Annotated in this window: 15 protein-coding genes, 1 pseudogene and 1 riboswitch; of the genes and pseudogenes, 9 read left to right on the top strand and 7 right to left on the bottom strand. The window is 50.4% G+C overall.

Annotation, left to right across the window (positions count from 1 at the left end):
- Positions 1-23: 23 nt before the first annotated feature.
- A complete protein-coding gene (locus LY264_RS03560) occupies positions 24-446 on the bottom strand; it encodes a DUF1249 family protein (protein ID WP_003024582.1) in 423 nt (140 codons plus the stop codon).
- On the bottom strand, positions 443-1075 hold the full coding sequence (nudF, locus tag LY264_RS03555; RefSeq protein ID WP_048225550.1) for an ADP-ribose diphosphatase: 633 nt from the start codon (positions 1073-1075) through the stop codon (positions 443-445). The genes LY264_RS03560 and nudF overlap by 4 nt, the downstream gene beginning before the upstream one ends.
- Before the next feature lie 199 nt (positions 1076-1274).
- Between nudF and tolC the strand changes: the two genes are divergently transcribed.
- The 3 genes from tolC (at position 1275) to LY264_RS03540 (ending at position 4756) form a co-directional block, all read left to right on the top strand.
- Entirely contained in the window at positions 1275-2765 is a 1491-nt protein-coding gene (gene tolC / locus LY264_RS03550) for an outer membrane channel protein TolC (protein WP_171846113.1), read from the top strand.
- Between the two features lie 147 nt (positions 2766-2912).
- Positions 2913-3590, top strand: coding sequence for a DUF1190 family protein (locus LY264_RS03545; RefSeq protein ID WP_016154521.1), 678 nt, complete (start codon positions 2913-2915; stop codon positions 3588-3590).
- A 5-nt stretch (positions 3591-3595) separates the two neighbouring features.
- Positions 3596-4756, top strand: a complete 1161-nt coding sequence (locus LY264_RS03540) for a glutathionylspermidine synthase family protein (RefSeq protein WP_048225554.1) — start codon at positions 3596-3598, stop codon at positions 4754-4756.
- An 85-nt stretch (positions 4757-4841) separates the two neighbouring features.
- Here LY264_RS03540 and ygiD read toward each other — a convergent pair whose 3' ends face one another.
- Complete coding sequence (gene ygiD / locus LY264_RS03535) at positions 4842-5630, bottom strand: 4,5-DOPA-extradiol-dioxygenase (RefSeq protein WP_032945034.1); 789 nt, start codon at positions 5628-5630, stop codon at positions 4842-4844.
- Between the two features lie 147 nt (positions 5631-5777).
- Between ygiD and zupT the strand changes: the two genes are divergently transcribed.
- Positions 5778-6551, top strand: a complete 774-nt coding sequence (gene zupT, locus LY264_RS03530) for a zinc transporter ZupT (RefSeq protein WP_003024600.1) — start codon at positions 5778-5780, stop codon at positions 6549-6551.
- A 65-nt stretch (positions 6552-6616) separates the two neighbouring features.
- On the opposite strand, the gene LY264_RS03525 is transcribed toward zupT, so the two are convergent.
- Entirely contained in the window at positions 6617-6793 is a 177-nt protein-coding gene (locus LY264_RS03525; protein ID WP_071446370.1) for a hypothetical protein, read from the bottom strand.
- Between the two features lie 396 nt (positions 6794-7189).
- Between LY264_RS03525 and LY264_RS03520 the strand changes: the two genes are divergently transcribed.
- Genes LY264_RS03520 through dsbI form a run of 3 tightly spaced genes read left to right on the top strand, consistent with a single transcriptional unit; the run spans position 7190 to position 10370 of the window.
- Positions 7190-8986 (top strand): aryl-sulfate sulfotransferase, encoded by a 1797-nt coding sequence (locus tag LY264_RS03520; RefSeq protein ID WP_048225556.1) that lies wholly within the window; start codon positions 7190-7192, stop codon positions 8984-8986.
- A gap of 23 nt (positions 8987-9009) precedes the next feature.
- Positions 9010-9678 (top strand): thiol:disulfide interchange protein DsbA/DsbL, encoded by a 669-nt coding sequence (locus tag LY264_RS03515; protein WP_048225557.1) that lies wholly within the window; start codon positions 9010-9012, stop codon positions 9676-9678.
- A gap of 14 nt (positions 9679-9692) precedes the next feature.
- A complete protein-coding gene (gene dsbI / locus LY264_RS03510) occupies positions 9693-10370 on the top strand; it encodes a protein-disulfide oxidoreductase DsbI (RefSeq protein WP_048225559.1) in 678 nt (225 codons plus the stop codon).
- Between the two features lie 85 nt (positions 10371-10455).
- Here the strand turns inward: dsbI and ribB are convergent, their stop codons facing one another.
- Positions 10456-11109, bottom strand: a complete 654-nt coding sequence (ribB, locus tag LY264_RS03505; protein WP_003828424.1) for a 3,4-dihydroxy-2-butanone-4-phosphate synthase — start codon at positions 11107-11109, stop codon at positions 10456-10458.
- Positions 11110-11215: 106 nt separating this feature from the next.
- A riboswitch (FMN riboswitch) is annotated at positions 11216-11365 on the bottom strand.
- 132 nt (positions 11366-11497) lie between these two features.
- Here ribB and ubiK point away from each other — a divergent pair.
- Complete coding sequence (ubiK, locus tag LY264_RS03500) at positions 11498-11794, top strand: ubiquinone biosynthesis accessory factor UbiK (RefSeq protein WP_048215526.1); 297 nt, start codon at positions 11498-11500, stop codon at positions 11792-11794.
- A gap of 33 nt (positions 11795-11827) precedes the next feature.
- Here ubiK and glgS read toward each other — a convergent pair whose 3' ends face one another.
- Entirely contained in the window at positions 11828-12034 is a 207-nt protein-coding gene (glgS, locus tag LY264_RS03495) for a cell surface composition regulator GlgS (RefSeq protein WP_008785836.1), read from the bottom strand.
- A 127-nt stretch (positions 12035-12161) separates the two neighbouring features.
- Here glgS and LY264_RS03490 point away from each other — a divergent pair.
- A pseudogene (locus LY264_RS03490) lies at positions 12162-12290 on the top strand (hypothetical protein); the annotation flags it as partial.
- Between the two features lie 111 nt (positions 12291-12401).
- Here LY264_RS03490 and hldE read toward each other — a convergent pair.
- Entirely contained in the window at positions 12402-13835 is a 1434-nt protein-coding gene (gene hldE / locus LY264_RS03485) for a bifunctional D-glycero-beta-D-manno-heptose-7-phosphate kinase/D-glycero-beta-D-manno-heptose 1-phosphate adenylyltransferase HldE (RefSeq protein WP_048215525.1), read from the bottom strand.
- Between the last annotated feature and the right edge of the window lie 19 nt (positions 13836-13854).

Raw genomic sequence — 13854 nt, 5'->3', positions numbered from 1 at the left:
TGGTGTCCTTAGGTTTCACGACGCTAATAAACCGGAATCGCCATCGCTCCATGTGCTAAACAGTACCGTAACCAGTCGGCCAGAAACTGATTAATTTGATGCTTTTCGTCGCGTTGATGCAACTTTTTATTTGGATAATCATACCGCGCTTTGAAGCGAAAGATCTGCTGACTTGAACACACTTCAGCCACCCTTGCGTCATGATACAGGCGCACGGTCAATGAAGGCAGGCTCCAGTATGTGACGGCCGGTGCCGTTTGTTCGATCGCAACAAGCGTAGTGTATCGGGTCGATTCCACGATCGTTAACCGATATTGTGCGTTTGCTACCTGATAGCTCACTGTTTCACCGGCTGCATCATTACGTGGCAGCAGGCGGCGTAATTGCGAATAGTTGGTTTCGCACAGACGCATCATTTCAGGGAAGTCAGGTGTGTAACGCTTCATTTTTTCCACTCAGTTTTTAACTCTTGATAGTGCAGCTGTAACCATTGCAAGGCGATGACAGACGCTGCGTTGTCGATTTTCCCCTCTTCTACCCATTGGTAAGCCTGTTCCCGGCTTACCACATGAACACGAATATCTTCGTTTTCATCAGCCAGACCATGGATCCCGCTCGCGGTCGTGGCGTCCACTTCGCCGACTAAAATAGACAGGCGCTCACTGGTGCCACCCGGGCTTGCCAGATAGCTCAGAACGGGCTTCGTCCGTTTAACTTCCAGCCCGGCCTCTTCCATTGCTTCACGACGGGCTACATCTTCAACGGTTTCGCCCTCTTCGATCATCCCGGCCACCATTTCCAGTAACCACGGGCTTTCGCTGGTATCAAATGCCGCGATACGGATCTGCTCGACCAGCACAACTTCATCTCGCTCAGGGTCAAAGGGTAGCAAGACTGCCGCATGTCCGCGCTCAAAAATTTCGCGCGTTACTTCACCGCTCATCCCCCCGTTGAACAGGCGGTGGCGAAACCGATAAAGATCCAGTGAAAAAAAACCGCGGTATAGCGTTTCTCGTGCAATAATTTCTACATCATTTTTAGTGAAAGTCATTGGCAAGTTGTCTGGTTTACGCATTGTGCTGTCCTGAAACCAATGGTGATTAAAATGTGAATTTCAAGGTCGTTTGACTGATGTTTGAACGCCCTTGTGTTAAATTGATGCAAATTAACGCCGTATGGCACGTAACGCCAACTTTTTGAAGTGGCGGATTCTGCTAGAATCAGCAAATATTTTTACAATTTGATCAGCGCTAAATACTGCTTCACAACAAGGAATGCAAATGAAGAAATTGCTCCCCATCCTTATCGGCCTGAGCCTGTCGGGGTTCAGTACTTTGAGCCAGGCAGAAAACCTGATGCAGGTTTATCAGCAAGCACGCCTGAGCAACCCGGAATTGCGTAAATCCGCCGCCGATCGCGATGCTGCATTCGAAAAAATTAACGAAGCGCGTAGCCCATTACTGCCGCAACTGGGTTTAGGTGCCGATTACACCTACAGCAATGGCTATCGTGATTCAAATGGCGTCAACTCCAATGCAACCAGCGCGTCATTACAATTGACTCAAACGCTGTTCGACATGTCGAAATGGCGTGCCCTGACGCTGCAAGAAAAATCAGCGGGCATCCAGGATGTGACGTATCAGACTGATCAGCAAACGCTGATCCTGAATACCGCTACCGCTTATTTTAAAGTATTGAACGCGATTGACGTGCTGTCATACACCCAGGCACAGAAAGACGCAGTTTACCGTCAGTTGGATCAGACCACACAGCGTTTTAACGTCGGCCTGGTCGCCATTACTGACGTACAAAACGCCCGTTCGCAATACGATACCGTGCTGGCAAATGAAGTTACCGCACGTAACGATCTGGACAACGCGGTGGAAGAGCTGCGTCAGGTGACCGGTAACTACTACCCGGAACTGGCCTCGCTGAACGTTGACGGCTTTAAAACCAACAAGCCACAGGCCGTGAATGCACTGTTGAAAGAAGCGGAAAACCGCAACCTGTCTTTATTGCAGGCGCGTTTAAGCCAGGATCTGGCGCGTGAGCAGATTCGTCAGGCGCAGGATGGTCACTTACCAACCCTGGATTTGACTGCCTCAACCGGCATTTCTGATACCTCTTACAGCGGATCTAAAACTCGTGCCAGTGATGCAGGTACACGCTATGACGATAGCAATGAAGGCCAGAACAAAATCGGTCTGAGTTTCTCGCTGCCGCTGTACCAGGGCGGAATGGTTAACTCGCAGGTGAAACAAGCGCAGTACAACTTTGTTGGCGCGAGCGAACAACTGGAAAGCGCGCACCGCAGCGTGGTGCAAACCGTGCGTTCTTCGTTCAACAACATTAATGCTTCCATCAGTAGCATTAACGCGTACAAACAAGCGGTTGTCTCTGCCCAAAGCTCTTTAGATGCAATGGAAGCCGGCTATTCCGTAGGTACCCGTACCATCGTGGATGTATTGGATGCCACCACCACGCTGTACAACGCCAAGCAGCAACTGGCGAATGCGCGTTATACCTATCTTATTAATCAGCTTAACGTCAAATCTGCGCTCGGTACGCTGAACGAGCAGGATCTGGTGGCGCTGAACAATACGCTGGGTAAACCGATCCCAACTTCTCCGGATAGCGTAGCACCGCAAAATCCGCAGCAAGATGCCGCGGTGAATGACTTTAACAGCACTGGCAATATGCCTGCGGCTCAGCCAACGGCCGCACGTTCAACCAGCAGCAACGGCAACAACCCGTTCCGTAACTGATGCTGATGACGGGGCTTCGGCCCCGTCTGAACGTAAGACAACGTAAAGATCTCCCCCTTCTTCCGCATTCTCGCCTCTTAACGCTTCAATTTCGACCAGTCATCCACTATTCTGAGCAAAGTTACCACTGGGTCCTGGAAGACATAAATGAAACGGACAAAATCTATACATCACGCCTCGTTCCGCAAAAGCTGGAGCGCACGCCACCTGACTCCTGTCGCTTTGGCAGTTACCGCTGTGTTTATGCTCGCGGGCTGTGAAAAGAGTGACGAAACTGTTTCGCTTTATCAGAACGCGGACGACTGCTCTGCAGCTAATCCGGGTAAAAGCGCCGAATGTACCACCGCGTTTAACAATGCGCTGAAAGAAGCTGAACGCACCGCGCCAAAATACGCCACTCGCGAAGACTGTATCGCTGAATTTGGCGAAGGCCAGTGCCAGCAGGCACCTGCACAGGCAGGTATGGCGCCGACCGGTGAAGGTCAGGCTCAGGCGCAGAATCAAAGCAGCGGCAGCTTCTGGATGCCGCTGATGGCCGGTTATATGATGGGCCGCATGATGGGTGGCGGTATGGGCGCTCAGCAGCCGCTGTTCAGCTCGAAAAATCCGGCCAGCCCGGCATACGGCAAATATACGGATGCAGGCGGCAAAAACTACGGCGCAGCAACGCCGGGTCGCACCATGACCGTACCGAAAACCGCCATGGCGCCGAAACCGGCCACCACCTCTACCGTAACCCGCGGTGGATTTGGCGAATCTGTGGCTAAACAGAGCACCATGCAGCGTAGCGCAAGCGGTACCACCACACGTTCAATGGGTGGCTGATCGCCATGGAAAGAGTCAGTATTGTTGAGCGCCCGGACTGGCGCGATAAAGCCACCGAATACGGTTTCAACTTTCACACGATGTACGGCGAGCCGTACTGGTGTGAAGACGCGTACTACAAGCTCACGCTTGCTCAGGTCGAAAAGCTGGAAGAGGTCACCGCAGAGCTGCATCAGATGTGCCTCAAAGTGGTGGAACGGGTCATCGCCAGCGATGAGCTGATGACGAAGTTTCGCATTCCGAAGCATACCTGGGGCTTTGTCCGCCAGTCCTGGCAGACACAGCAACCGTCGCTCTACTCGCGCCTCGATCTGGCGTGGGACGGCACGGGTGAACCCAAGCTTTTAGAAAACAACGCCGATACGCCAACCTCACTGTACGAAGCCGCGTTTTTCCAGTGGATCTGGCTGGAAGATCAGCTCAATGCAGGCAATCTGCCGGAAGGCAGCGATCAGTTCAACAGTCTGCAGGAAAAACTGATCGAGCGTTTCACCGAGCTGCGTGAGCAGTATGGTTTTCAACTGCTTCATCTGACCTGCTGTCGTGACACGGTAGAAGATCGCGGTACGATCCAGTATCTGCAGGATTGTGCAGCCGAAGCAGAGATCACTACAGAATTCCTCTATGTAGAAGATATTGGTCTTGGTGAAAAAGGCCAGTTCACCGATATGCAGGATCAGGTGATCGCTAACCTGTTCAAGCTCTATCCGTGGGAATTCATGCTGCGTGAAATGTTCTCCACCAAGCTGGAAGACGCTGGCGTTCGCTGGCTGGAACCGGCCTGGAAGAGCATTATTTCCAACAAAGCACTGTTACCGCTGTTATGGGAAATGTTCCCGGACCATCCGAACCTGCTGCCAGCGTACTTTGCCGAAGACGACCATCCGCAGATGGATAAATTCGTCGTCAAACCGATCTTCTCGCGCGAGGGAGCTAACGTCTCCATTGTTGAGAACGGTAAAACGATCGAATCCGTGGAAGGACCGTACGGTGAAGAAGGCATGATCGTGCAGCAGTTCCATCAGCTACCGAAGTTTGGCGACAGCTATATGCTGATTGGCAGCTGGCTAATCAACGATCAACCAGCCGGGATCGGCATTCGTGAAGACCGCGCGTTGATCACGCAGGATCTGTCACGTTTCTATCCGCATATTTTTGTCGAATGATTGAGAGTGCCGGGAGGCGGCTCCGCCTTTCCCGGCCTACGGCACGAACTTAATGCCCGATAAGCGTAGCGCCATCGGGCATTCATCATCCAACCTGCACCGACAACATACTTAAACTTCCCATCTCGATACCATCAACCGGGATCGTGACAGACTCTTTACCATCCCAAGCCCCGAGAACATACAGTAGCGGCAGATAGTGATCCGGCGTCGGGTTCGACAACGATCCACCTTCATGATCGAGATAGTTCACCAGCGGATGCTGCTCAACCGGTCCCTGCCATGTCAGGTTAGCCTTAACATAATCATTGAATGAGGTTGCCCACGGATATGGCGTGTTCTCACCGTGCCAGCGCGCAGTACGTAGGTTATGCACCACGTTACCACTGGCCACCAGCATAATGCCCTCATCACGCAGTGCCGCCAGCTTACGGCCCATCTCAAAATGCCATGACGCGGGTTTGGTGCTGTCGATACTCAACTGCACCATCGGAATGTCCGCATTCGGATACATCTTGATCAGCACGCCCCAGGAACCGTGGTCAAAACCCCAGGCTTCTTTGTCCAGGGTCACAGGCACTGGAGCAAGTAAGTCAACCAGATGCTGCGCCAGTTCAGGCGAGCCAGGAGCCGGGTAATGGGTGTCATATAATGCTTGCGGAAAACCGCCAAAATCGTGGATCGTTTTGGGGGCTTCCATCGCTGTCACACCCGTTCCACGGGTGAACCAGTGCGCAGAGACAACCACAATGGCTTTCGGACGCGGCAACGTTTCCCCCAGTTGCTGCCAGGCACGGGTATAAACGTTATCTTCCAGAACATTCATCGGGCTACCGTGACCCAAAAACAATGCTGGCATACGAGTTGAAGACATGATGATATCCTTACTGAGGGAGTCATTTTGATACCACCACAATACGCTTATTCGGTTGATGAAGAACTCAGATAACCATGATGAAGATCATCAGTTATTTTGACGATCTAACCCGGACAGCAGATTGATAAGGAGTTTTATTTGTCGATGTCAGTACCTTTACTTCTGACTTTACTGGCAGGTGCCGCCACGTTTATCGGCGCATTTCTCGGCGTGTTAGGGCAAAAACCGTCTAACCGCGTTCTCGCCTTTTCTTTAGGCTTCGCCGCCGGGATTATGTTACTGATCTCCCTTATGGAGATGCTACCTGCTGCGCTGGCCGCTGAAGGTATGTCGCCAGTGCTGGGCTACGGAATGTTTATCGTCGGCTTACTGGGCTACTTTGGCCTGGACCGTCTATTGCCGCACGCGCACCCTCAGGATCTGGTACAAAAAACAACGCAGCCTCTACCCGGCTCTATTAAACGCACCGCGATTTTATTAACGCTCGGCATCAGCCTGCACAACTTTCCTGAAGGGATTGCGACGTTTGTTACCGCCAGTAGCAACCTTGAGCTGGGCTTTGGTATTGCCCTCGCTGTTGCATTGCACAATATTCCTGAAGGATTAGCGGTGGCGGGTCCCGTCTATGCCGCCACAGGCTCCAAACGTACGGCGATATTCTGGGCAGGGATTTCAGGTATGGCAGAAATACTGGGCGGCGTACTGGCGTGGTTAATTCTCGGTAGCCTTATATCACCAGTGGTGATGGCGGCAATAATGGCGGCTGTCGCAGGTATTATGGTGGCGCTGTCCGTCGATGAATTGATGCCGTTGGCAAAAGAGATCGATCCCAATAATAATCCTAGTTATGGGGTGTTATGTGGAATGTCGGTGATGGGATTAAGCCTCGTCATCCTCCAGTCGATGGGAATCGGATAATCCAGAGGGCGGATGCCACCCTGCAAATTTACAGCATCCGCTCATCCATAGCAGAATATGAAGGACTAATCCTGTTCCTTAACCGCGCTGTTATCTTCACCAGAGCGGCGAAAGAGTTTGTTTCGCGCTTCAAGTAAGGCATCTCTGTCCTGGCGGAATGCCCGACAATAACGTTTCATATGGCAATAATACCCCACCGCAACGAGTGCAATTAATACAATCCAATACCAGGCAATAAACATTCTTTTACCCTTAAAATTTAACATCATTAAACATTTAACGTTAAAATTTTACACAAACTTATTCTGACATACTCATATAGTGGCATATTTCAGAAACAAATATATGATTTCGATCATATAAATCAGCGGCTACGCTATTAGCTAAACTCGTTATAAACAATTAAAACAATGTCGACAAGATCACACTACGCAATAATAAATATTGTTCTTAAAATATCTCACTCATACTATCAAAAAAAATAATAAAAATTAGTTCCTGCAGAATAATACATTTCATCAATATTAATTAAGGCATTACAAAAATAGTATTAGCAATGCTGCTTTATTTTATCAAATAGTAAAAACATAATATATTCAGCAATATTATATTTATAGGTAATATAAGGAGATATATCCATGTTTACACAATACCGAAAAACACTTCTGGCAGGGACTCTGGCACTGACATTTGGATTATCAGCAGGAAACTCTCTTGCCGCTGGTTTTCAACCGGCCCAACCTGCAGGAAAATTGGGCGCAATAGTAGTTGACCCTTATGGAAATGCCCCGCTTACTGCGCTGGTTGAATTAGATAGCCACGTTATTTCAGATGTTAAAGTTACCGTCCATGGTAAAGGTGAAAAAGGCGTTCCGGTGACTTATACCGTCGGCAAAGAGTCACTCGCCACGTACGATGGCATTCCTATTTTTGGCCTTTATCAAAAGTTCGCAAATAAGGTAACCGTTGAATATAAAGAAAACGGTAAGGCCATGAAAGATGATTATGTGGTGCAAACTTCCGCCATCGTAAATCACTACATGGATAACCGCTCTATATCTGATTTACAGCAAACAAAAGTGATTAAAGTAGCACCGGGTTTTGAAGATCGTCTTTATCTGGTGAATACCCACACCTTTACCCCGCAGGGTGCAGAATTCCACTGGCATGGTGAAAAAGATAAAAATGCCGGCATCCTGGATGCGGGTCCTGCTGGCGGAGCACTCCCCTTTGATATCGCACCCTTTACCTTTGTCGTCGATACGGAAGGTGAATATCGGTGGTGGCTGGATCAGGACACCTTCTATGACGGCCATGACATGGATATCAACAAACGCGGCTACCTGATGGGTATTCGTGAAACACCGCGAGGCACCTTCACCGCCGTCCAGGGCCAGCACTGGTATGAATTCGATATGCTGGGGCAAGTTCTGGCCGACCATAAGCTGCCACGCGGATTCCTGGATGCTTCACATGAGTCGGTCGAAACAGTGAACGGCACCGTACTGCTACGCGTAGGTAAACGCGATTATCGCAAAGAAGATGGCCTTCACGTACATACCATCCGCGACCAGATTATTGAAGTCGATAAATCTGGACGTGTTGTTGACGTATGGGATCTGACACAAATTCTCGACCCGATGCGTGACGCGCTGCTGGGTGCTCTGGACGCAGGCGCGGTATGTGTCAACGTGGATCTCGCTCATGCAGGCCAACAGGCAAAACTAGAGCCAGATACCCCCTATGGTGACGCCCTCGGCGTTGGTGCGGGCCGTAACTGGGCTCACGTAAACTCCATTGCCTATGACGCTAAAGATGACTCCATCATTCTTTCTTCCCGACATCAGGGTGTCGTCAAAATCGGTCGCGATAAACAGGTGAAATGGATCCTGGCACCGTCTAAAGGCTGGAATAAGGCGCTGGCAAGCAAACTGTTAAAACCGGTTGATGATAAGGGCAGCGCGCTGAAGTGTGATGAAAACGGTAAGTGCGAGAATACTGATTTCGATTTTACCTACACCCAACACACCGCATGGCTCTCCAGCAAAGGAACGCTAACCATCTTTGACAATGGCGATGGCCGTGGACTCGAACAACCAGCGCTACCAACAATGAAATACTCCCGGTTCGTCGAATATAAAATTGACGAGAAAAAAGGAACCGTTCAGCAAGTTTGGGAATACGGGAAAGAGCGCGGTTATGATTTTTACAGTCCTATCACGTCGGTAATTGAATATCAAAAAGACCGCGACACGATGTTTGGATTTGGTGGTTCTATTAATTTATTTGATGTTGGACAGCCTACCATCGGCAAAATCAACGAAATTGACTACAAAACAAAAGAAGTCAAAGTCGAAATTGATGTCCTTTCCGATAAACCAAACCAAACGCACTACCGCGCATTACTGGTTCGCCCACAACAAATGTTTAAATAATTTCGTTAGGTTAAGGATTAATTATGTCATCTAAATGGATTACTTCATTATTTAAAAGCGTGGTATTAACGGCAGCGCTGGTATCACCATTTGCAGCATCGGCTTTTACTGAAGGTACTGACTATATGGTGCTGGAGAAACCGATTCCCAATGCTGATAAAACGTTGATCAAAGTATTCAGCTACGCCTGCCCATTCTGCTACAAATATGATAAAGCCGTGACCGGTCCGGTGTCAGATAAAGTTGCCGATCTCGTCGCCTTCACACCGTTTCATCTCGAGACCAAAGGAGAATACGGCAAACAGGCCAGTGAAGTATTTGCAGTAATGATTGCTAAGGATCAGGCCGCAGGAATTTCATTGTTTGATGCCAAATCACAGTTCAAAAAAGCTAAGTTTGCTTACTACACTGCCTACCACGATAAGAAAGAACGCTGGTCTGACGGTAAAGATCCCGCTTCATTCATCAAAACAGGGTTGGATGCTGCGGGTATGAGTCAAGCAGATTTCGAGGTCGCCTTAAAAGAACCCGTAGTCCAGGAGACACTGGAAAAATGGAAAGCGGCTTATGATGTTGCCAAAATCCAGGGGGTTCCGGCTTACGTCGTCAATGGTAAGTACCTGATCTACACCAAAAGCATCAAATCGATTGATTCCATGGCTGAGCTTGTCAGAGAGCTGGCGACAAAATAAACAGGGAACCGGCTATGGATTTTATCAAAGGATTGTGGCGAGACTTATGTACCACACCGGTTAATACCCTGGTGAGATGGCAGGAACGGCGCTTTCTGTGGTTACTGATGGCTTGTGCCATGGGTGGGTTAATTATTCTGGCGCACTCGTTCTTCCAAATATATCTCTACATGGCCCCTTGCGAGCAATGTGTATACATCCGCTTTGCCATGTTTGTGATGGTTTTCGGTGGGCTGATCGCGGCAATAAACCCTAAAAACCTCATTCTAAAACTGGTCGGCTGCATTGCGGCATTTTATGGCAGCATTATGGGCATTAAGTTCTCCATCAAACTTAATGGCATTCATTATGCGGTACATAACCCGGACCCAGATTCGCTCTTTGGCGTACAGGGATGTTCCACCGATCCGACATTCCCTTTCAATTTGCCGCTGGCAAACTGGGCTCCAGAATGGTTTAAGCCCACTGGAGATTGCGGCTATGACGCACCTGTCGTTCCTGATGGCGTAGCGCTTAGCAGTATGCAAAAGTGGTTTGTCGATCTGTACCAGCAGTCCGAAGGCTGGTATCTGCTCCCGCCATGGCATTTTATGAATATGGCGCAGGCTTGCCTGCTCGCTTTTGGTTTATGTTTAGTGCTGTTGCTGGTAATGAGCGGAGCCTGGGCACTTAAACTGGCCAGAAAAAAATAGCCAGGTTGTAATAACAAAAAACCGAAGTCAGAAAACTGACTTCGGTTTTTTTTATCCCTACCACGGTTGTCGCGGTAGTCAGCAATTAGCTGGCTTTGCGCTCATGCGCCTGACGGTAAGCCACCAGGTCTTCGATAGTCACTACAGCCATATTATGCTTACCGGCAAATTCGATGCACTCTGGCGCACGGGCCATGGTGCCGTCATCATTGGTCAGTTCGCACAGCACACCGGCTGGTTTAAACCCTGCCAGCGTCATCAGGTCGATGGTTGCTTCAGTATGACCACCTCGGGTCAACACGCCGCCTGCCTGAGCACGCAGCGGGAAAACGTGCCCCGGACGGTTAAGATCGGAAGGTTTTGCGCCATCCTTAATTGCCGCACGCACCGTTGTAACACGGTCTGCAGCGGAAACACCGGTGGTCACGCCTTCTGCGGCTTCAATGGTCACGGTAAAACCGGTACCGTAAGCGCTGGTATTATTTTCCACCATCATTGGCAGATCGAGCTGTTTGCGTCGGTCTTCAGTGATGCACAGGCAAACAATACCGCTACCGTGACGGATGGTCAGCGCCATCTGTTCTACGGTCATGGTTTCTGCCGGGAAAATCATATCGCCTTCGTTTTCACGGTCTTCGTCGTCAAGCACCATTACACCGCGTCCTTCACGCAGCGCAGACAGCGCATGTTCAACACGTTCGAAAGGCGTACCAAAAGAGGAAAGTAGCGTCTGATTCATGGTAAAAAAACCTCACTAAAATTATGGTTACCAGAATCAGGGCAGTCTTAGGAGTACCGTCTAAGCGGCAAAAAAATAACGTGAGCGGGTCCATGCCCGACTGGATCGTTACTCTCTCCCATCCGGACTCTAACCGTCGGCCCCGGAATTACACCGGATCTGCTGACCTTTTTGCCGTAACAAAAAGCGCTCGCGGGCTTTCAACATCTGTTGATTTACCGCCGGTGGGGAATTTCGCCCCGCCCTGAGAATAAGCGGGTTAACTATAACGCTATTGATTACCTTCATCAACGCCTTTACTCGTCTTAGCTTCACACAATTCTGGTTTATGCCTGTGCCAGTTCGCACTACAATAGGCAGCAACACGTACCAGTTCAGGGAAACCACAATGATTGACCCGAAAAAAATTGAGCAGATTGCTCGTCAGGTTCACGAGTCGATGCCGAAAGGGATCCGCGAGTTTGGCGAAGACGTAGAGAAGAAAATTCGTCAAACGCTGCAGTCACAGCTGACCCGTCTGGATCTGGTAAGCCGCGAAGAATTCGATGTACAGACTCAGGTTTTATTGCGCACGCGTGAAAAGCTGGCGCTGCTTGAGCAACGTCTGACTGAGCTTGAATCACGTGATAAAACGGCAGAAGTTAAGCCAGCCCCCGCGATCCCGTCAGTTGATCCGCAAGAGTAAAAACGACAACGGGCCGCAAGGCCCGTTTTTCTGTTAGTGTTCCAGTTCTAGCTTCCTGGCTTCCGTCGCCTGCTGGCAGTACAGCGCATAGCGTTTGCAAAACCAGCTACGATGTTCTTCATCCATATTCCCGGTTATCGCCTGGATATCAATGGGATGGCCCTCAGCCTGCATCCTGGCAAAACTACGGGCCAGGAAATCGAAATTGTTCAGTGAATACATATTGCTGTTCATGAGCATACCCTCCAGTTATTGAATATCTGCTAAGGCCATATGCTTTTTCTAATTTCAGTATTTCCCTGGATACGAAGTTATTCTGTACATATTGTGCGCAAATCAACGTTCTGGTTCACAGTTTCCGACAACTCTTCCTTATCGTACACAAGCGCCGCTGATTGACTCGCTGTTAAGTGAAATTGGATTGTCCAGCGGTTCGCTGTCAGCACTGGCCGAGCTGTTAAAATCAGTGGAAAGTAGCGCTGTGGCTCAAGAATAAAACGTAAAAATGCCGGATGGCGACGCGAAAGCGTCTTATCCGGCCTACAAACGTTACGTCACGTAGGCCGGATAAGGTGTTCACACCGCCATCCGGCAAACTTTTCAGGTGTTATTTATCGCTGTCTTTCTGGATCTTCTTAATGATATTTGTCGTGGAGCAGCCATCTTCGAAGTTCAGTACCAGCACTTCACCGCCGTTCGCCCACACCTCTTCACTGCCCGCAATCTGCTCTGGCTTATAGTCGCCGCCTTTGACCAGCAGATCCGGCAGAATGCCAGCAATCAGACGCTGCGGCGTATCTTCTTCAAAAGAGACCACCCAGTCGACGGATTCCAGCGCGCCCAGCACGATCATACGCTGTTCCAGCGGGTTGACTGGACGCGTTTCGCCTTTCAGACGTTTGGTCGAAGCATCGCTGTTTACCGCCACGATCAGACGATCGCCCAGCTTGCGCGCATTCGCCAGATAGGAAACGTGGCCCGCATGCAGGATGTCGAACACGCCGTTGGTCATTACCACTTTCTCGCCGCGCTTGCGGGCGCTGGCAACGGCCTGTTTCAGCTCAGATTCGCTCATCACGCCAAAGCCTGTATCAGCCCGACCGCGCACGGCGTTTTCCAGTTCAATCGGAGAAACGGTAGAGGTCCCCAGCTTACCGACGACAACACCGGCTGCGGCGTTAGCAAAATAGCACGCCTCTTCCAGTGAGTTACCCGCCGCCAGCGTCGCCGCCAGCACGCCGATAACCGTATCGCCCGCACCGGTCACGTCATACACTTCCTGCGCCTGCGTCGGCATATGCAGCGGCGATTTTCCCGGCTGCAGCAGCGTCATCCCCTGTTCGGAGCGCGTGATCAGCAGTGCGGAAAGGTCGAAATCAGCAATCACTTTCATGCCGCGTTCAACCAGTTCATCTTCGCTTTTGCACTTGCCCGCCACCGCTTCAAACTCAGACAGGTTCGGCGTCAGCAGCGTTGCGCCACGGTAGCGTTCAAAATCGGTTCCTTTCGGATCGATAAGCACCGGCACCCCAGCCTTACGCGCCAGAGCAATCATCTGCTGCACGCTTGCCAATGCGCCTTTGGCGTAGTCGGAGAGCACCAGAGCGCCGATAGAACCCAGCGCCTGATTAATACGCTCGTGCAGAGGCTGCGGATCTACGCCTTCAAAACCTTCTTCGAAATCCAGGCGAATCAGCTGCTGGTTGCGGGAAAGCACGCGCAGTTTGGTGATCGTCGGATGGGTCGGCACGGAAACGAAATCGCATTTTACGTTCACATCCGCCAGCGTTTTGCTCAGCGCACGCGCCGCGTCGTCAATACCGGTCAGGCCCACCAGACGCGAATTCGCTCCCAGAGAGGCAATGTTCATCGCCACGTTTGCTGCGCCACCGGGACGTTCTTCGATGGTATCGACCTTCACCACCGGAACCGGCGCTTCAGGTGAAATACGGCTGGTAGGACCGTACCAGTAGCGATCCAGCATCACATCACCGACAACCATGACTCCTGCACGTTCAAACTCTGGCAGCGTTACTTTCATTCCTGTCTCCTGAGAGATT

The organism is Citrobacter portucalensis, assembly GCF_023374935.1.
Taxonomy (GTDB): domain Bacteria; phylum Pseudomonadota; class Gammaproteobacteria; order Enterobacterales; family Enterobacteriaceae; genus Citrobacter; species Citrobacter portucalensis.
The sequence above is the reverse complement of the archived record's forward strand: the minus strand, read 5'-3'. Positions and strand labels throughout refer to the sequence as shown.

Coding starts and splice junctions, on each gene's coding strand:
- LY264_RS03540 (WP_048225554.1), top strand. CDS start 3,596: ATGGAAAGAGTCAGTATTGTTGAGCGCCCGGACTGGCGCGATAAAGCC.
- hldE (WP_048215525.1), bottom strand. CDS start 13,835: ATGAAAGTAACGCTGCCAGAGTTTGAACGTGCAGGAGTCATGGTTGTC.
- ribB (WP_003828424.1), bottom strand. CDS start 11,109: ATGAATCAGACGCTACTTTCCTCTTTTGGTACGCCTTTCGAACGTGTT.
- LY264_RS03560 (WP_003024582.1), bottom strand. CDS start 446: ATGAAGCGTTACACACCTGACTTCCCTGAAATGATGCGTCTGTGCGAA.
- LY264_RS03545 (WP_016154521.1), top strand. CDS start 2,913: ATGAAACGGACAAAATCTATACATCACGCCTCGTTCCGCAAAAGCTGG.
- zupT (WP_003024600.1), top strand. CDS start 5,778: ATGTCAGTACCTTTACTTCTGACTTTACTGGCAGGTGCCGCCACGTTT.
- LY264_RS03515 (WP_048225557.1), top strand. CDS start 9,010: ATGTCATCTAAATGGATTACTTCATTATTTAAAAGCGTGGTATTAACG.
- tolC (WP_171846113.1), top strand. CDS start 1,275: ATGCAAATGAAGAAATTGCTCCCCATCCTTATCGGCCTGAGCCTGTCG.
- ygiD (WP_032945034.1), bottom strand. CDS start 5,630: ATGTCTTCAACTCGTATGCCAGCATTGTTTTTGGGTCACGGTAGCCCG.
- glgS (WP_008785836.1), bottom strand. CDS start 12,034: ATGCTCATGAACAGCAATATGTATTCACTGAACAATTTCGATTTCCTG.
- LY264_RS03525 (WP_071446370.1), bottom strand. CDS start 6,793: ATGTTTATTGCCTGGTATTGGATTGTATTAATTGCACTCGTTGCGGTG.
- ubiK (WP_048215526.1), top strand. CDS start 11,498: ATGATTGACCCGAAAAAAATTGAGCAGATTGCTCGTCAGGTTCACGAG.
- LY264_RS03520 (WP_048225556.1), top strand. CDS start 7,190: ATGTTTACACAATACCGAAAAACACTTCTGGCAGGGACTCTGGCACTG.
- nudF (WP_048225550.1), bottom strand. CDS start 1,075: ATGCGTAAACCAGACAACTTGCCAATGACTTTCACTAAAAATGATGTA.
- dsbI (WP_048225559.1), top strand. CDS start 9,693: ATGGATTTTATCAAAGGATTGTGGCGAGACTTATGTACCACACCGGTT.